This window comes from Rhodococcus sp. RCBS9 (assembly GCF_029457415.1).
Taxonomy (GTDB): domain Bacteria; phylum Actinomycetota; class Actinomycetes; order Mycobacteriales; family Mycobacteriaceae; genus Rhodococcus_F; species Rhodococcus_F qingshengii.
Genome location: NZ_CP120422.1, coordinates 3,179,458 through 3,194,665, shown reverse-complemented (window position 1 = coordinate 3,194,665; position 15,208 = coordinate 3,179,458). Strand labels below are relative to the sequence as shown.

At 63.2% G+C, this 15,208-nt stretch carries 11 protein-coding genes and 1 riboswitch; of the genes, 4 read left to right on the top strand and 7 right to left on the bottom strand.

Features of this window, described 5'->3' with window-relative positions; translation table 11 throughout:
• Positions 1-16 precede the first annotated feature (16 nt).
• Positions 17-131, bottom strand: a riboswitch (SAM riboswitch).
• Between the two features lie 60 nt (positions 132-191).
• The 6 genes from P0M12_RS15055 to P0M12_RS15030 all read right to left on the bottom strand — a co-directional run bounded on the left by P0M12_RS15055 (position 192) and on the right by P0M12_RS15030 (position 7,756).
• Complete coding sequence (locus tag P0M12_RS15055; RefSeq protein ID WP_050655921.1) at positions 192-1,727, bottom strand: helix-turn-helix domain-containing protein; 1,536 nt, start codon at positions 1,725-1,727, stop codon at positions 192-194.
• The gene (locus P0M12_RS15050; protein ID WP_277377891.1) at positions 1,724-2,782 is read right to left on the bottom strand and encodes a DUF917 domain-containing protein; all 1,059 of its coding nucleotides are present in this window, start codon (positions 2,780-2,782) and stop codon (positions 1,724-1,726) included. Before P0M12_RS15050 ends, P0M12_RS15055 begins: the two co-directional genes overlap by 4 nt.
• Before the next feature lie 6 nt (positions 2,783-2,788).
• Positions 2,789-3,898, bottom strand: coding sequence for a DUF917 domain-containing protein (locus tag P0M12_RS15045; RefSeq protein ID WP_050655919.1), 1,110 nt, complete (start codon positions 3,896-3,898; stop codon positions 2,789-2,791).
• Entirely contained in the window at positions 3,895-5,475 is a 1,581-nt protein-coding gene (locus tag P0M12_RS15040) for a hydantoinase/oxoprolinase family protein (protein ID WP_277377890.1), read from the bottom strand. The genes P0M12_RS15045 and P0M12_RS15040 overlap by 4 nt, the downstream gene beginning before the upstream one ends.
• Positions 5,476-5,505: 30 nt before the next feature.
• Positions 5,506-6,873: a cytosine permease gene (locus P0M12_RS15035; RefSeq protein WP_231782879.1), complete on the bottom strand. Its 1,368-nt coding sequence runs from the start codon at positions 6,871-6,873 to the stop codon at positions 5,506-5,508.
• Between the two features lie 151 nt (positions 6,874-7,024).
• Positions 7,025-7,756, bottom strand: a complete 732-nt coding sequence (locus tag P0M12_RS15030; protein WP_054828021.1) for an SDR family oxidoreductase — start codon at positions 7,754-7,756, stop codon at positions 7,025-7,027.
• 244 nt (positions 7,757-8,000) lie between these two features.
• Between P0M12_RS15030 and P0M12_RS15025 the strand changes: the two genes are divergently transcribed.
• Positions 8,001-8,141, top strand: a complete 141-nt coding sequence (locus P0M12_RS15025; protein ID WP_003941170.1) for a hypothetical protein — start codon at positions 8,001-8,003, stop codon at positions 8,139-8,141.
• On the opposite strand, the gene P0M12_RS15020 is transcribed toward P0M12_RS15025, so the two are convergent.
• Entirely contained in the window at positions 8,129-8,455 is a 327-nt protein-coding gene (locus P0M12_RS15020) for a hypothetical protein (RefSeq protein ID WP_054828022.1), read from the bottom strand. The genes P0M12_RS15025 and P0M12_RS15020 overlap by 13 nt on opposite strands.
• A 39-nt stretch (positions 8,456-8,494) precedes the next feature.
• Between P0M12_RS15020 and P0M12_RS15015 the strand changes: the two genes are divergently transcribed.
• The 3 genes from P0M12_RS15015 to P0M12_RS15005 all read left to right on the top strand — a co-directional run bounded on the left by P0M12_RS15015 (position 8,495) and on the right by P0M12_RS15005 (position 15,197).
• Positions 8,495-8,902 carry a hypothetical protein gene (locus tag P0M12_RS15015; protein WP_054828023.1) on the top strand — a complete coding sequence of 136 codons (408 nt, stop codon included), beginning with the start codon at positions 8,495-8,497 and terminating at the stop codon, positions 8,900-8,902.
• Positions 8,903-9,327: 425 nt separating this feature from the next.
• Entirely contained in the window at positions 9,328-11,181 is a 1,854-nt protein-coding gene (locus P0M12_RS15010) for a BCCT family transporter (protein ID WP_007727149.1), read from the top strand.
• A gap of 122 nt (positions 11,182-11,303) precedes the next feature.
• Positions 11,304-15,197 carry a Pls/PosA family non-ribosomal peptide synthetase gene (locus P0M12_RS15005; protein ID WP_277377919.1) on the top strand — a complete coding sequence of 1,298 codons (3,894 nt, stop codon included), beginning with the start codon at positions 11,304-11,306 and terminating at the stop codon, positions 15,195-15,197.
• The last annotated feature ends 11 nt before the right edge of the window (positions 15,198-15,208 follow it).

Here is a 15,208-nt window from a genome sequence, read left to right as displayed (position 1 = left end):
GAGATGGCCCCGGAAGAGTCCGCGCTTGCCGCATTCGTTTTCGAACGCAGCCGGGTCGTCACCCGGAGCACCCCACCGCGGAGGAGGGTTGCCGACCAGCAAGCCGGGGCTGAACACTGGTACTCGTGACCTGGCAACGAGGATGGCAGGAACCTCCCGCGCTTGTCAAGACGAAGCTGCGAAGACCGTCGTCACGGCGCGATCGTCCGGCAGGCGAGGTGGAGCGCAAGCCTGGTTTCCGGATCGGCCAGATCGACCGAGAGAAGGCGCTGAATTCTATCGATCCGACTCGATACGGTGTTGCGGTGCAAGCCCATTCGGGTTGCAGTGTGAGCCAGAGACGATTCTTCGTCGAGGTACGTCGACAGAGTCTCGAGCAACTCTCCATTGGAATCGCGTAGCGGTGCGAGCAATGCCGCGGCCGCAGGCTGGAAGGTGTCGGTTCGCGTCCACGCCAGCAGCAACTGCGCCAGCCCGAGGCGGTCCACGTGCAGGAATCGACCTGTTTGAGATCGGGAACCGGCGAGCCGAGCGGCATCCCCGGCCTCCGACAGGGACGAACCGATTCCGGCCGGACCGTCGTGTGCGCGTCCCACACCTACCCAGGTCTCCATCGTGGGTTCCAACCTGGCCTGAGCTGCACGGATGCACTCGGCGATCCTGGTGATCGCCTCCGGTCGCGGCTCGCCTGGCAGAGTCGTCCACGCCGCCCAGCCGTCAGCCTGTTCCACGACATTGGCGTCGATTCCCTCGGCGGCGAGAGCATCTGCAACCTCGCTGCGTCTTGCCACCAGGTCGACCTCACCGACCGCCAGGACTTTGATGCCGATGTGCCATCCGTCCAGCATCCAACCCGCGTCGAGTGCGCGCCGGAGCAGTCCGGGTGTGGCGTCTGCTGACGTGTCGATCAGTTCACCGAGCAACGCGCTACGCCGGCGCGCTTCACGCTCGTCGACCATGCGCGCAACGGCCAGTCGGTGCCCGGCAGCCAACGAGGCCACGTCGAGAACCACTGAGAGAGAAGCCTCTTCGACGCTTTGACGCACCGGGAGCAGCACCGCCAGCCAGGGCTCTCGGGCTGCGCCGGACATCACCGGGCACGCAATCAGGACCGCGCCGGAGTCCAATTCGACCGTGGTGGGCGCCCCGCGACCCGACAACATACCGGCAGCTGCTCGATCAGCGTCTGACAACAGGTCGGCGCCGGTCATCGGACGTCCGGACGTGTCCAGGAGAAAGAATGAACGCTGAAAGGTGTTCAGTAGCACCGACAGAAGATTCTCGACGCTTCCTCCGGCTCGTTGGCCCGCGTGTGTCGCCCGCAGTACTGCGTCGGCCATCACCGCCCGCGAATTCGAGAGAAGATCACGAAGATCCACGCTGAACTGCCACGGGTCGGATACTCCGAGCACCACCAGTCCGAGCCGATCGGCAAGCAACGAGAGATTCGCATCCTCCGCGGCAGCGCTGTGCACAGCGACCACCTGGCAGCCGGTCGCCGCTGTGCGCCGAAGGAGAGCGTCGAATCTCCACTCCCCGATGTCGATTCGATCGAGAATCACCAGAACTGATCCTGAACTCGCCGCACCCGACACGGCCTCGGCCGACTGTGCCGATTCCCCGGTGAGTGCTCCCACTGTCGTCACGACGGGATCACCCTCCCCGGCCAGTCGATACAGCCCGACAAAGGCCGGGTTGTTCAGCAACGCCGAAACACTCGCGCTCATCGCGCCTCCATCAGCACTGCGTCGTGGTCGATCCCGAATGCCCGCGGGCCGACAACTTTCAATCTGCCCACTTTTTCCGCCCACCACTGTGGACCGGGAAGAACCAACACGGCCACATCGTGCCCCTGGTGCACGGATTCACACGAGACGAAGGCGCCGGTCCGCACGTCGAGCAACGTCACGATGTCCGGGCACGTTGCAATCATCTCGCCGTCCAACGCGACGGTCAGGAACTCACTCTCGAATTCGACTCGTATCACCGCAGAATCGTGTTCGAGAATCACGCTGCCCCGACGATCGCCGGTGTCCGGACGACTACGACGGACCGCACGCACCCGGCCAGTCCCCATTACCAGGGCCCCGGAGCTTTCCGCGATCTCCTGCCAACTGCCCACTGCCCCGATGTGCTGACCCAGTTCGTATGCTCGGGAGAGAGTTCCCGGAATGCACGCCTCCTGCACCGTCCGCGCATCGATCGACGCGATCGCCAGAGCGCCCCAACCGCTGGTTCTCCCGATCAACGACCGCACTGCTACCTCGGCGCCGAGCACATCCACTCCGTCGACGACGGTAATGAGGCCGCCGGGCTGGGCGAGTGTGACCGGGCACAATTCCAACCCGGCTGCGGCGAGAGAGAAGTGATCGAGCCGCGGCATCGCTCGACCCAGCAGGTCCGCGTCGACCACGGGAATTCCCAACGCCAACGCCGCCGCAATGCCGGAGAGAGCGTTGAGTCCACCGCCTTCGAAAGTCATCACCGCGGTCGGACGCTTCCCGGTCCAGCGCGTCAAAGCTGCTGCAGTATCTGCGAACTCACGCCCGGAGGGCAATTGCTCCTCCAAAGCCAGGGCCGATCCGACGATTCCCACCGGCATCACCAATGCCTCCTCCGGCAACTGGTCCGGCGCGATGACCTCCACCGAAGTAGACGTCATCAGTGGACGCAGCAATTCCACGAACAAGCGTGGATCGCCGCCCCCGCCGCAGCCCAGGACCACCGCCCCCGCTGCGATCGCGTCGAGGTCGGCCTCCCGGACCGCGTGCAGCCTGCTCACGGCTCGCTATTCTGCCAGTACAGGTTGCTCGAGTGTCTCCACCGGCAGGAACGGGCGATCGAGCCCGAAGCTAGCCGGGCCGAAGACCGCCAGTGCCTCCGGGGTTCTCATGATGGGTGGGGTCGCGATCCCGATGACCGCAACGCGCTGCCCGTACCGCAAGCCCTCGGTGGTGATGGGTTCGGCGGTATCGGCCTCGACGATGCAGATCAGGTCTGGCACGATCGCCACCATCACTCCGGATTGGACGGCGATCAGATTTTCGTTCTGGAACTGAACTTCCAGCTCTTCGTCTCCGACGCCGGCGATCCGCACCGAACCGCGAGCGAACCCCTCATCGGTTCGCCTGTCGACATCGATAACCTTGCCGTGAAAGAGAACTCGCCCGTATCCGTAGAGCGTGTCGGCGAGACTGTCGACAAGCGCCTGCACCGGGTCCACCCGCTGCTCACGTGAAAGTCTGATGGACCGGCCGATGGTCATGGCCAACGACAGAGTCCGTGGGATCGCCGTCCGCTTCACATCTGCACCCGTCATCGAGTACTGCGCGATGTGCGCCATCCCACCGAACCTCGACGTCACCCCGCGGGCGAGGCCCTCCAATCTGCTGTTGTCACTTCCGGTGTCGAAGATCGCCACCTCGTCGTGCTCGTTCGCCATGGCGAGCGGACTCGCCGAAATCCCGTACACCGAGAAGGTTTCCATCTCGAGCTGAGGAAAGGCTCGTCCCATCCCGTCGGCGTCGACAACCGGCAGGCCGCGCCGCGCGGCCACCAGCAACGGAATCATCGAATTGATTCCGCCGCACTCCATCGGCATCGTGGCATCTGCAGTTCGACCCGTGTGCTTCTCCAACGTGATCAGCGCCAGCTCGGGTTCGGTTCCGCGCGGCATCTTCTCGACCACGACGGTCGGGGCACCCATCTGCGCGACGGGAATCACCCATGCGTCGTCGTCAAGCTCCTCCGGATCGAGAATTGTGATTTCACCGGCCTCACCGAGCGCCTGCGTGACCAACATCTTGCCGACGAACGGATCTCCCCCGCCGCCGGTGCCCAACAAGGCTGCGCCCCTGGCGAGGTCGTCGAGGTCCGCCGTTCGTAGTGTCCAACTCATCGTGAGCCCTCCTGACCGATGGAGACCAAACCACTGTGCAGTGCCAAGTCACCGACTGCCTTCACTCGAATACGCGTTGCGTTGCCCGGCAGATACGGAATCGGGACCTCGTCGAACTCCACGATCTGCACCGACTCGGGCCGTGCGCCTGCTGCGACTGCCCGATCGATCGCCTCCTGGCGAGCATCGTCGGCAAAAACCTGCCGGTGCCCGTCCCGCACCGCTTCGACTCGATCTACCTCACCACTGACCTGCGCGATCGCAGCGCCGATCGCATTGGCAACATCGAAGCGCTCAGGACGAATCACCGTTCCCAGGCCCGGGAGTTCACGCTCCAGCAGTACCGATCCCCCGCCAACCGCCACAACGGGAAGTGGATCCGACGTGGTCCGCATCTGTTCCACGGCGTCGGCGACTCGGCGCGAGATCCGGTCGAGTGCCGTCGACACCAGGCCGCGGTCGAGGTGCGCCACCGCACTGCGATCTCCGACGTCGGCCAAGCCTGCCGCGACGGCTATGTCGGTGGCCGTCAACGTGTCACCGCCGAATACGAGTGCCCGTGAACCCAATTCGTATCCCACAGATTCGGGTCCGACTGTGAGTCCGTCTGCATCCACCAGCGAACCACCACCGATACCGATCGAGAAGACGTCCGGCATACGGAAATTGGTCCGTACCCCCGCGACCGTCACCTCCGTGGTGGCTTCTCGCGGGAAACCGTTGGTCAATACGCCCACGTCGGTAGTGGTACCTCCGATGTCGATCACCGCACAGCTGGCCAGACCGGACAGCACAGCGGCGCCTCGCATGGAGTTGGTCGGTCCCGATGCGAAAGTCGCCACCGGATAACGCCTTGCGTACTCGATGTCCATCAAGGTTCCGTCGTTCTGGCTCAGGTACAGCGGCGCGACAATGCCGTGCTCGACCAAAGATCGGGCAAGACCGTCGACGATGTGATCGGCGAGCTCGCGCAGCGCAGCATTGATGATGGTCGCGTTCTCCCGCTGGAGTAGACCCACTCGACCGATCTCGTGCGAGAGCGAAATTGCGACGTCGAGGCCGAGTTCCTCACGCACGATCTCCGCGGCGGCCGCTTCGCATTCGAGATTGACCGGAGAGAACACCGAAGATATTGCGACCGAACGAGTACCGCTGCGAGCCATGGCGGCGGCATGGCGGCGAATCTCGTCGGGGTCCAGCGACGAAATACGACGACCGTCGAACTCGTGCCCACCGTGAGCGAGGTAGCGCCTTCCTTGCACAGCGGAGACCAGGTCTCGCGGCCACCCCACCATCGGAGGAAGCGCCGCGGTCGCCGGAAGCCCCAATCGCAGAGCCGCTGTCGGTGCAAGTCCGCGTTGCTCGATGAGAGCGTTGAGAAAGTGCGTCGTGCCGATCATCACTGCTTGAACAGCGCTGGGAGAGAAAGAGTACTGCTGCTGCAGCGCCGTCAGAGCTCCGCCGATTCCGCCGGTGATGTCCTTGCTGGTCGAGTGTTTGACATGCCCGATGACGGTGGTCCCGTCCATCAGGACCGCATCGGTGTTCGTACCACCGACGTCGATTCCGATTCGCATCGCGAACTCCCTTCTACAGTGTGTGCCGTGCTAGTGCGTGAGCGCAGATTTTCCCGAAGTCTCTTGCGGCGCTTCGGTTGCGGTGCGTCCGACTCCACGAATCAGGCCGAGTCGACCCGCGACGATGTAGAGAACGAAGGCCGAGGCCACCGCGTTGATCGACGGCAGGCCGAAGGTGCTGTAATGACCGATCAGCGCCGAGACGATCCAGATCACCAGCGTGGCCGGTACCCAAGTGGGTGCCGAGTTCGGGAGGGTACCCGCAGCTCGACTCTCCTCCAGATCCTTGCGCCATGTCTTGACGATGAAGTATTCCGCCACCATGATCCCGGCGATCGGCGGGAATCCGACGCCCAACAGGATCAGGAAGTCGGTGAACGAGTTCAGGATTCCGGCAGCCGCGAGGACCGAACCGGTGATGCCGACAACTGCTGTGACAACTGCGCGATTGATCCGTCGACCGAACACGACGTCGATGAAGTTCACGACGCCGAGCCCCGAGCTGTACAGGTTCCAGTCGTTGATCTTGAAGGTGCCGAGAACGATGATCAGAACGCCGACCCAACCGACCGACGAGAGAATGATCGTGGCGATGTCGGAACTGCGAACGGCATGGGCAAGGAGAACACCGGTCAGCCCGATCACGTATTCGCCCAACGTTATTCCGACGAGCGTCTGCTTCACGACATCGCCTGCCGTGCGGTTGAAGCGCGTCATGTCAGGTGTGATCACTGCTCCGGCAATGAAACCGCCTGCGACGATGGTAGTTCCGGCGAGGAAGCTGAGCTCCGGCCCGGCTGGAGCAGATGTCATCAGATCTGACAGCGAGTGATTACGCAGTTCGGCGATGACGGCCCAACCGACCAGGATCAGGAACAGCGGAACGGTGATATTGGCGATCAGTTGCATGGATCCGAACCCGCGAAGGACTATCGCGGTGATCAGGAGACCGAAGGCCAAAGCCCACGCCCACTGCGGCAGAAACGGCATGATTCCGTGCAAACCTGATGCAGAGACAGCAGATTGAATGCCGAACCAACCGATCAGGCTGACCCCGATCACCAAACCGATCACCGCGGAACCTGCGTGCCCGAATCCACACCAGCGTGCGACCACCGATGTGTTGAGCCCTTCACGAACCCCGATGATGCCGATGAAAATACAGACGACCTCGAGAATCACCGCCCCGACTGTCAATGCCCAGAAGGCATTCCAGAACGTCATACCGTAGCCGAGCGTCGCACCGAGCAAGAACTGTGCGAGTGCCGATACCTGACCGAATCGCTGTACTGCCACCGAGAACCACGAATATCGTGCTTCGTCGGGAACGCGGGTGAGCGCGTAGTCGTCACCGTCGGACACTTCACCGCCGGCGGCGGTCGTTGACGTGTTTTTCATGACGGACTCCTCGAATAGTTGGGAAGTGTTCTCGGAGAAGACGGTACGAATGTGGCCAGGGTCACGCCTATGGGCGAATTGGCGTTTCTTCGTGTTACGACAATGCATTTCGCACAGTCGTCATTTCACACAGTCGCCAAATGGCACGGGTCTAACGCAACGCGTATCCGCCGTCGGGGTACAGCGTGGAACCCGTTGTGTACGTGTTGGTGAAGAGATAGAACACCGCTTGTGCAATCTCGTCTTCGTTCCCGACGCGGCCGAGCACGTTGTTCTCGGCGCTCCAGGTGAACGCGGCCTCCCGAACCTCCGCCGGGCGCTGAGCCCACAGATGCCCGTCGATGGTTCCGGGAGCGACAGTGTTGACGCGGATCGGCGACAGTTCGACCGCCAGCCCCCGCCCGAGCCCCTCGATTGCCGCGTTGGCTGCAACGTATGCCGCGGCAGCTGCGGGTGGCCGCACACTGGCAGCGCCGGACATGAGGACCACCGATGCGGTGGGTGTCAGCTTGTCGAGCGCAGCGTGCACGACGCGGTACTGCCCCCAGAACTTGGAGGTGAACGGCGACGCCGCTTCCTCGACGCTCTGTTCACGGAACGAGCCGACCTGGTAATCGGCAGCCGTGGTGAAGAGAGCATCGACGCTGGGGATGTTGGTGAAGAACTCTTTCACCGAGTCGTCGTCGGAGGTGTCGACGGTGAACCAGTGCGCAGCCTCACCCAGCTGCGCGGCCGCTGCTTCGAGCTTGGATGCGGTTCGGCCACCGAGAACTACCTGCGCGCCGGCGTCGACGGCAAGCTGCGCCACTCGCAGCCCGATGCCTGTTCCGCCGCCGATCAGTACGACGGTCTTGCCTGAGAGAGGAGAAGGTGTCGTTGTCATGCAGCGACTGTAGGGCTCACCGAATTGTCCCGACATGTGCAGAACGCACAGATTTCACTACGGAACAGTGCTAAGTATCGAGACTTAGCTGGTAGAGGACACCGCCCCCGGGGATCTCGCTTGACGACGTTTGCTGCGTCGAAACTGCCTTCACATGTACTCCTCCTTCGAGTTCGCTTGTAACAAAACAACTCCCACGACCGAAAATGTCGGTGAACCACAACAGCGAAGGGAAGTAACGACTATGGGATCAGCAGACGTCATGGCCTGGCTCGCCGAGGGTTACCTCGCCGGCGATCCGATTCGCTATCCGCTCTACGTCGGATCGATGTTCCTCGCGATGCCGTTCCAACTGATCGGCGTAATTCTGGGTCACCCCTTCTGAATCGTCACATCAGGCCAGGGCGGACGACGTAGAACGGCCAGAGTTGCGATCACTGCGGCCGCCAACCCGATGAACTCCCCCATCAAAGCCGCCCTGGTGTGATCGACGGCCGGTGACCACGACGGCTCACCCTCGTGGATCGAGAACACTCCCACTGGCACCGGTATCGGGTCGCGGCGCCACCGCCGGTGTAGACGCGAAACCGTGATGATCGTCGATCCGTCGCTGGTCTGGTGCGGTTCTCCGAAGATCATCGAGGTCCCGGAATCCGCCCGAAGTCGCTCCACCGCATCACGAATCTCCATGATCTCCATCGTCGCACCGAAACAGCAGCCCTGTGCGAGTATCGGTCGATGGCAGAGTGGTGGAATCCGAGCAGGCGCGTCGAGCGATGGTGGCAGACGATCGTGCTGGTTTGGCTACTCGTTTTCTTCGGCCCAAGCACCATCGACAAGGTCATCACAGAACCCACAGCTTGGAATTGGACATTCCTCGCAATCTGGCTTTTCGCGACGGTCGGGTCTGCTTACTACGCAGTCCAAGCCTGGCGAAGCAGGAACAAACCTCAGTCGGTGTGGTGGGAAGGGACAACTGCCCCCACCGAAATCCCTGCCGACGACGTCCGTAGCGCACTCGCGTCGACAGACGACCGCATTCCCGCAATCAAGGCACTACGCGAACTACATCCGGGCTTGGGCCTGAAGGATGCGATGGATCTGATCGACGCCCAGCGGGGCGAACAGGGCCCGCAACACCGATAGTTGCGACCATCACAATCACAGTTAGGTATCGACACCTGACCGCCACGATCGGGCAAGCACGCCAGGAGTTAACCACCTGACAGACAGGCTGTTTCGCCTAGTTTGACAAATGTGGTCAATCGGTGAGCGTCGACTCGACCGATTCAACTCACCGTACCAATCGAATTCGCCGTTCAGCATTCCACTCATGACCCAATGCCACTATTACCCAACGATTTACAACCGGAACTACGGCATCCAGTGAGAACTTTCGCGACAGTGCAGCATCTTTCGTCCAGTTGAGTTGACCGAAACTTGACGTTACGTTGAATTTCAAAGCAATAGCCCGGTCTTGACCTGCGATGGTGTGAGCGAAACGCCCACCTACGCGTGACACGTGGCCGCACTGATGGGCGCTGTGAATGCCTGAACGTTCGAGGAGTGGAATGACTGCGGTCAAAACTGCGTGGCGTGAACTACGGAAACCCGTGTTCATCCCCGCGTCGATAGTGATCTTTGCCCTGATCGCCTTTGCCGTGATCTACGCGGGAACAGCCGCGGACGCTTTCGAAACACTCAACAACGTGATCAGCGACGGCGTCGGCTGGTGGTACATCCTCTCGGCCACCGGTTTCGTGATCTTTGCGCTGTACTGCGGAATCAGCCGCATCGGCAACATCCGATTGGGACGTGACGACGAGCAGCCCGAGTTCGGGATGCTCTCGTGGTTCGCGATGCTCTTCAGCGCCGGCATGGGCATCGGGCTCGTGTTCTACGGAGTAGCCGAACCACTTTCGCACTACGTGACCCCACCCGTCGCCGGGCAGATCGCCGGATCCACGGACGCCGCAGCCAATCAAGCAATGGAACTGACGCTGTTCCACTGGGGCCTTCATGCATGGGCGATCTACGTCGTCGTCGGCCTCGGTCTGGCGTACATGACCTACCGCAAGGGTCGTCCGCTCTCGATCCGTTGGTTGCTCGAGCCGCTCCTCGGACGGGCTCGCATCGAAGGAAAGATCGGCCACGCCATCGACGTCGTCGCCATCGTCGGCACGCTGTTCGGTGTCGCGACGTCGCTGGGCTTCGGTGTCCAGCAGATCTCGGCCGGCCTCGACTACCTCGGCTGGGTGGAGACCGACAACTGGTTGGTCATCACCATCATCGTCATCGTGACGGGCATGGCGACCTTCTCGGTCGTCTCCGGTGTCACGAAGGGCCTCAAGTGGCTCTCCAACATCAACATGATGCTCGCTGCCGCGCTGGCACTGTTCGTCCTGATTCTGGGACCGACGCTGTTCCTCATGCAGTCGTGGGTGCAGAACCTCGGCGGATACGTCCAGGCCTTGCCCGAACTGATGCTGCGTACGTCCCCGTTCGCCGAAGACGGCTGGCAGGGTGCATGGACCATCTTCTACTGGGGTTGGTGGATGAGTTGGGCACCGTTCGTCGGCATGTTCATCGCGCGCATCTCACGCGGCCGCACCATCCGCGAATTCGTCTTCGGTGTGCTGCTGGCCCCGACGCTGGTCGGTTCGTTGTGGTTCACGATCTTCGGTAACTCCGGCATTCTGCGTCAGCGCAACGAGGGCACGATGCTCGACGCATCCGGCGCAGTGGACACCAACACGTCATTGTTCACGCTTCTCGACGGACTTCCGCTCGGAACGATTTCGAGTGTTCTCGCGATCGTCGTGATCGTGTTCTTCTTCGTCACGTCCGCGGACTCCGGCTCGATCGTCATCGACATCCTCGCGACCGGTGGCAGCTTGGAGACCTCCAAGATCACGCGTGTCTACTGGACGTTCCTCTCCGGTGCCGCGGCCGCAGTTCTCCTCATCGTGGGTGGCAGTGGATCGCTCACGGCGCTGCAAACCGTTGCCATCGCCACGGCGGTACCGTTCTCGGTCATCATGGTGCTGGCATGTCTGTCGATGCTGAAGGCGTTCCGATACGAGGTCGCTTCAGCACCACGCTACCTGCGGGTTTCTACAAATGCCTCGGCATCGACCGACGTTCCGCAACCCACCGAAAAGCGGCTCCGCGATCTGAAGATCTCGTCGACCTTCGCCGGGCTGACCCCGTCACAAAGCGGAATCATGACGGATCCCTCCGACGCCCACATGCTCGTCGCGGTCCACGAAGTTCCCGCCCATGCGGTCAACATCGACCCGGATACCGGCGCCGTCGACTTCTCCGAGGAATCGAAGGTCGTCGATCCGCTGGGCGGAGAGGTGTTCGACACACCCGAGTTCGCCGACTCGGCAGAAGGCCACGCGCAAGCTGCCAGTACGGACTGACCGGCACGTTCGGCATGTTGCATTAGGCATATCTGTTCACCAACTCGCAAACTTGTCATGAGACTTTCAACTCGACAGTTCGCAGGACTCTAAGTTTCGTGAGTAGAACAGGACCAACGGGTTTGCCACTCCAGTCGCAGTCGGAGACGGAACAATCTTTCGGGATTCCGTCCGTATTCCTACGGTCGGCGCATGCACCTGCGCCGCGCACGCTCATCGACATCGTGCGGGCCTCAGCCGAGGCCAACCCGGAAGCACCCGCCATCGACGACGGCGACACCACACTGTCGTACTCGGAGTTGCTCGACGAGATCGAGCTCGGTGCGCGCTGGCTCGGTGATGCCGGCGTCGGCGCAGGTGACCGCGTCGGAATCAGGATGCCGTCAGGTTCGCGTTCGCTGTACGTCGCGATCCTGTCGATCCTCGCGGCGGGCGCCGCCTACGTTCCCGTCGACGCCGACGATCCGGAAGAGCGCGCCGAGTTGGTGTTCGGCGAGGCGCAGGTAGCGGCGATCATCACCGGCGACGGAATCCAGCCGGGGACGGCGCCGAAGCGGCTCGAACATCCACCGGTTCGCGAACCCGAACCCGAGGACGACGCCTGGATCATCTTCACCTCAGGATCCACGGGCACCCCCAAGGGCGTCGCGGTCACTCACCTCAATGCCGCTGCCTTCGTCGACGCCGAGGCGCGCATGTTCCTCCAGGACGAGCCCATCGGGCCTGGTGACCGCGTCCTCGCGGGACTCTCCGTGGCATTCGACGCGTCCTGCGAGGAGATGTGGCTCGCGTGGCGCCACGGCGCCTGCCTCGTCCCGGCTCCTCGTTCGCTGGTTCGCAGCGGCATGGACCTCGGCCCGTGGCTGGTCTCGCGTGACGTCAGCATCGTCTCCACTGTGCCGACGCTTGCGTCTCTGTGGCCGGCCGAGGCCCTCGAAGCCGTTCGACTCCTGATCTTCGGCGGCGAAGCCTGCCCACCCGAACTGGCAGAGCGCCTGGCCGTCGAGGGCCGCGAGGTCTGGAACACTTACGGCCCCACCGAGGCAACCGTCGTCGCCTGCGGCGCACTGATGGACGGCAAGAGTCCCGTCAGCATCGGCCTCCCCCTCGACGGCTGGGACCTTGCCGTCGTCGACGCCCAGAGCAATCCCGTCGCGGTCGGTGAGGTGGGCGAGCTGGTGATCGGCGGCGTCGGCCTCGCCCGTTACCTCGACCCCGCGAAGGACGCCGAGAAGTACGCGTCGATGCCCTCTCTCGGGTGGGAACGCGCCTACCGAAGCGGCGACCTGGTCCGGCTCGAAACCACCGGCCTGATGTTCCAGGGCCGCGCAGACGATCAGGTCAAGCTCGGCGGCAGGCGCATCGAACTCGGTGAGGTCGACAACGCCTTGCAGAACCTGCCGGGTGTGAGCGGCGCTGCCGCAGCCGTGAAGAAGACGGCAGCCGGCAACCAGCTCCTCGTCGGATACATCGCCAGCACGGATCCCGACTTCGATCTCAAGGCCGCTCATGCACTGCTCAGCGAGCAGCTACCAGCAGCCCTCGTGCCGCGTCTGGCGTTGATGGACGAACTTCCGACGCGTACGTCAGGCAAGGTCGACCGCAATGCGCTGCCGTGGCCCTTGCCCGGCGCCGGTGAAGATGCGGGGGCCGCGTTGGGCCTCGACGGCACCGCTGCCTGGGTTGCCGGCCTGTGGGGATCGATCCTGGGCGCGCAGATCACCGGACTCGACGACGACTTCTTCGAAGTGGGCGGCGGATCCCTCTCTGCGGCTCAGCTGGTAACCGCCCTGCGCGAGCGGTTCCCCGAAGTGACCGTCGCACAGCTCTACGACCACCCACGGTTGGGATCGCTCGCCGAATATCTCGACGAATTGGCACCCACCGAAACTGTGGAGCCGCGCATCGTCGCTCCGACACCCTTGAAGACTCAGCTCGCGCAGATCGCCGTCACCGTTCCGCTCACGACGCTCACCGGACTGCAGTGGGTGACGTGGCTGGCGATCGCGAACAACGTCCTCGGCTGGTTCGTCGACGTCAGCTGGGCGCCCACGGTCTCGTGGTGGTGGATCCTGTTGGCGTTCATCGTGTTCATCACGCCGATCGGCCGTATGACCCTCGCCGTCGTCGGGGCGCGCCTGCTCCTACGCAAGTTGGAGCCAGGAACGTACCCGCGAGGTGGTAGTGAACACCTGCGTCTGTGGATAGCGCTCCGACTCACCGAAGCCAGTGGCGCAGCAAACCTTTCGGGCGCACCGTGGATGCTCTACTACGCCCGCGCCCTCGGCGCCGACATCGGCAGCGGCGTCGATCTCCACACACTTCCTCCCATCACCGGCATGCTCGAACTCGGTGACGGCTGCTCCGTCGAACCCGAAGTCGACCTCTCCGGCCACTGGATCGACGGCGACGTCATTCACATCGGCGAGATCAAGATCGGCGACGGCGCCTCCGTCGGTTCACGCTCGACGCTTCTGCCCGGCGCGCGTATCGGTCGCGACGCCGTCGTCGAACCCGGATCTGCGGTGTTCGGCCGAGTGAAGGCAAACCAGCAGTGGGCCGGCTCCCCCGCCACCAAGGTCGGGAAAGCGAATCATCCTTGGCCGGCCGAACATCCGAAGCGCGCACCCGGCTGGGTGCCGGTATACGGCGTCACCTCGGTCTTCCTGGCCGGTATGCCGATCTTCGCGCTGATGGCCGGGATCGCATTGATCGGTTGGTGGATTCGCGACACCGACACGCTCGCGAGTGCAGTGCTCCAATCGCTGATCATGCTTCCCGTCGCGACCATCCTGAGTTTGCTCGTCTTCGCAGTCGTCACCCTTGTGGCCGTTCGTCTTCTCTCGATCGGGCTGACCCCCGGTTACCACCCTGTCCGCAGCCGCATCGGCTGGCAGGTGTGGGCGACCGAACGCCTGCTCGACTCGGCCAGAACCTTCCTCTTCCCGCTCTACGCGAGCCTGCTGACACCGGGATGGCTCCGCCTTCTCGGCGCCAAGATCGGCAAGAACGTCGAAGCCTCCACCGTGCTCCTCCTTCCCAAGTTCACGACGGTCGCCGACGGCGCATTCCTCGCTGACGACACCATGGTTGCGAGCTACGGCCTCGGCGGCGGCTGGATGCACATCGAACAGGCGAAGATCGGCAAGCGCGCGTTCCTCGGCAACTCCGGTATGACCGCCCCCGGTCGACGCGTCCCCAAGAACGGTCTGGTGGCGGTTCTGTCGGCTACCCCGTCCAAGGCCAAGTCCGGATCATCGTGGCTGGGTAGTCCACCGGTACGTCTGAGAAGGGCTGCCGGAGACACCGACGCCGCCCGCACGTTCAATCCGCCCATGCGCCTCAAGATCGCCCGCGGAGTGGTCGAAACCTGCCGACTGATCCCCGTCATGGTCACGTTCGGCATTGGTCTCGGTGTTCTGTTTGCACTCGAAGCACTGGTCGGCGCAGTCGGATTCTGGTTCGCGGCTCTGCTGAGCGGCGTAATTCTGCTCGTCGCCGGAGCAGTGGCGGGCGCGATCACCATCGCCGCCAAGTGGATCGTCGTCGGACGCATCGCCAAGGTCGAGCATCCGCTGTGGAGTTCGTTCGTCTGGCGAAACGAGGTAGCCGACGCCTTCGTCGAGACCGTCGCGGCGCCGTGGTTCGCTCGCGCGGCGACTGGTACGGCCGTACTGAACATCTTCTTGCGTGGACTCGGGGCCAAGATCGGTAAGGGCGTTTGGTGTGAGTCGTACTGGCTACCCGAGGCAGATCTTGTGACTTTGGGCGACGGAGCGACAGTGGAACGGGGGTGCGTCGTGCAAACTCATCTCTTCCATGATCGGATCATGTCCATGGACACCGTCACTTTGGGAGCAGGAGCAACGCTGGGACCGCACTGTGTCGCGCTACCCGCAGCCGGCATCGGCGCGGGAGCGACGGTAGGGCCTGCATCTCTGGTGATGCGAGGTGACACCGTTCCGCCCTCCACCCGCTGGCAGGGCAACCCGATTGCACCGTGGGTGGCGTCGTGAAGCCGAACCGA

Bases quoted from the DNA above. Each gene is read 5' to 3' on its own strand.
- P0M12_RS15045 (WP_050655919.1), bottom strand. From the start codon at position 3,898: ATGAGTTGGACACTACGAACGGCGGACCTCGACGACCTCGCCAGGGGC.
- P0M12_RS15055 (WP_050655921.1), bottom strand. From the start codon at position 1,727: ATGAGCGCGAGTGTTTCGGCGTTGCTGAACAACCCGGCCTTTGTCGGG.
- P0M12_RS15025 (WP_003941170.1), top strand. From the start codon at position 8,001: ATGGGATCAGCAGACGTCATGGCCTGGCTCGCCGAGGGTTACCTCGCC.
- P0M12_RS15020 (WP_054828022.1), bottom strand. From the start codon at position 8,455: ATGGAGATCATGGAGATTCGTGATGCGGTGGAGCGACTTCGGGCGGAT.
- P0M12_RS15035 (WP_231782879.1), bottom strand. From the start codon at position 6,873: ATGAAAAACACGTCAACGACCGCCGCCGGCGGTGAAGTGTCCGACGGT.
- P0M12_RS15040 (WP_277377890.1), bottom strand. From the start codon at position 5,475: ATGCGAATCGGAATCGACGTCGGTGGTACGAACACCGATGCGGTCCTG.
- P0M12_RS15030 (WP_054828021.1), bottom strand. From the start codon at position 7,756: ATGACAACGACACCTTCTCCTCTCTCAGGCAAGACCGTCGTACTGATC.
- P0M12_RS15010 (WP_007727149.1), top strand. From the start codon at position 9,328: ATGACTGCGGTCAAAACTGCGTGGCGTGAACTACGGAAACCCGTGTTC.
- P0M12_RS15015 (WP_054828023.1), top strand. From the start codon at position 8,495: ATGGCAGAGTGGTGGAATCCGAGCAGGCGCGTCGAGCGATGGTGGCAG.